The sequence below is a fragment of the Lysinibacillus sp. 54212 genome, assembly GCF_036662795.1.
Classification (GTDB): Bacteria; Bacillota; Bacilli; order Bacillales_A; family Planococcaceae; genus Lysinibacillus_B.
Map to the genome: position 1 here is coordinate 1 of NZ_JBAFWZ010000064.1, position 1,470 is coordinate 1,470.

Annotated in this window: 1 protein-coding gene; it reads right to left on the bottom strand. The window is 38.6% G+C overall.

Translation table 11 applies throughout. The annotated features are described in order from the left end of the window. Positions 1 to 40 precede the first annotated feature (40 nt). On the bottom strand, positions 41 to 1,366 hold the full coding sequence (locus V4T18_RS18230) for an IS3 family transposase (RefSeq protein ID WP_332651871.1): 1,326 nt from the start codon (positions 1,364 to 1,366) through the stop codon (positions 41 to 43). Between the last annotated feature and the right edge of the window lie 104 nt (positions 1,367 to 1,470).

Here is a 1,470-nt window from a genome sequence, read left to right on the forward strand (position 1 = left end):
TAAAGTGGTACCCAAGTCAAGGACAAACTAAAAAAAGAGATTAAGCTACTAAGAGATGGTTTCTGTATTGTACAGGAGCCATCCTTTTTAGATTCCATTGGTAGCGATAATTGTTGTAGTAGACCATATAGTGATCAATTTTTGCACGTAGCTCGCTTAGTGTTTTGACCATGCTGAAATCAACCTGGTCCTTGAAGTGACCGAAGAAGGATTCCTGTGGTGCGTTGTCCCAACAGTTTCCTCGACGTGACATTGACTGACCAAGTTTATAGTGCTTTAAAAGTTTTTGGAATTTGGGGCTTGTATAATGAACCCCTTGATCTGAATGAATAAAGGCTTCCGGATGGAGCTTTACACGTTTGTTACGGAATAGTTTTTCAACTGTTCTTGTGGCAATATCGAGCGTAATACGATCTGATACATGATACGCTAAAATTTCATTCGTAGACCCGTCTTTTATGGTCGACAAATAAGCCATTTTTCCGTTGTAAGGAAGATAGCTGATATCGGTTAATAAGACTTTACCTGGTACGCCTTGTTTGAATTGGCGCTTTAATTTATTGGGAACCACACGATGTTCTTTCGTTGCTTTGGCCATTTGTTTATATGGATTCGCTTTGCGGTGTGGGCATTTAATTTCGTACTTTCGCATAATACGTTGAATCTTCTTGCGATTCATTACGATGTCAAAGTCGTGTTCAAGCGTCATTTTAATTGAACGAGAACCCTTCTTATAACCACGGCGATTAAAGGCTTTTAAGATCAGATCACGCGCTTCTATATCCTTCTGCTCTTTCACTGTACGTTCCTCGATTGTCGCTAAATAATTGTAATATCCAGAGCGGGAAACATTTAAAAGCTCGCAAAAATAAGTCACCATTCGCTTAAATGGAAACTGTTGAATTGTATTAGAAATCAGTTGGAATATCTTTTGTGTGCCTAGTTTTTGGCTGTCGTTTAGCAGCCTCCTTTCTGTCACTTCGAGCTTTTTTAGCATCTCTACTTGGCCCTCTAATAGCTCAATACGTGCTGCTTGTCTTTCTAATATTTCTGCCATCGTTAACTCGCGCTTTAATGATCTCCCTGAACTCGTTTTCCGTGTATCCGTTAGTCCAATTAAGCCATTTTTCTCATATGATTTTCTCCAACGAGATGAGGCTTGTTCAACACGCTTCATGCCTAGCATCTCGATTTCAAAGCCAGCTTCCTCAAAAATCTTTCTAGGTGTTTTGCCCGCCAAATATTCATCGATAAATTTACTTTTAAATGCATCTGCGTATGTAATTGTGCGAGTACTTACCTTTAATACATGTGGATTCTTTTGTAGTTGTTCTATCTGTTCTGGTGAAAATAATTGTTTACTCATGGCTGTCTCTTATCCGTCCTTATAACTGTTGAATTCTAGTATATAAAAAATACCTGTGAATAGCACACTCTTTTTCAAGTGTCCTATCCACAGGTACCATTTTA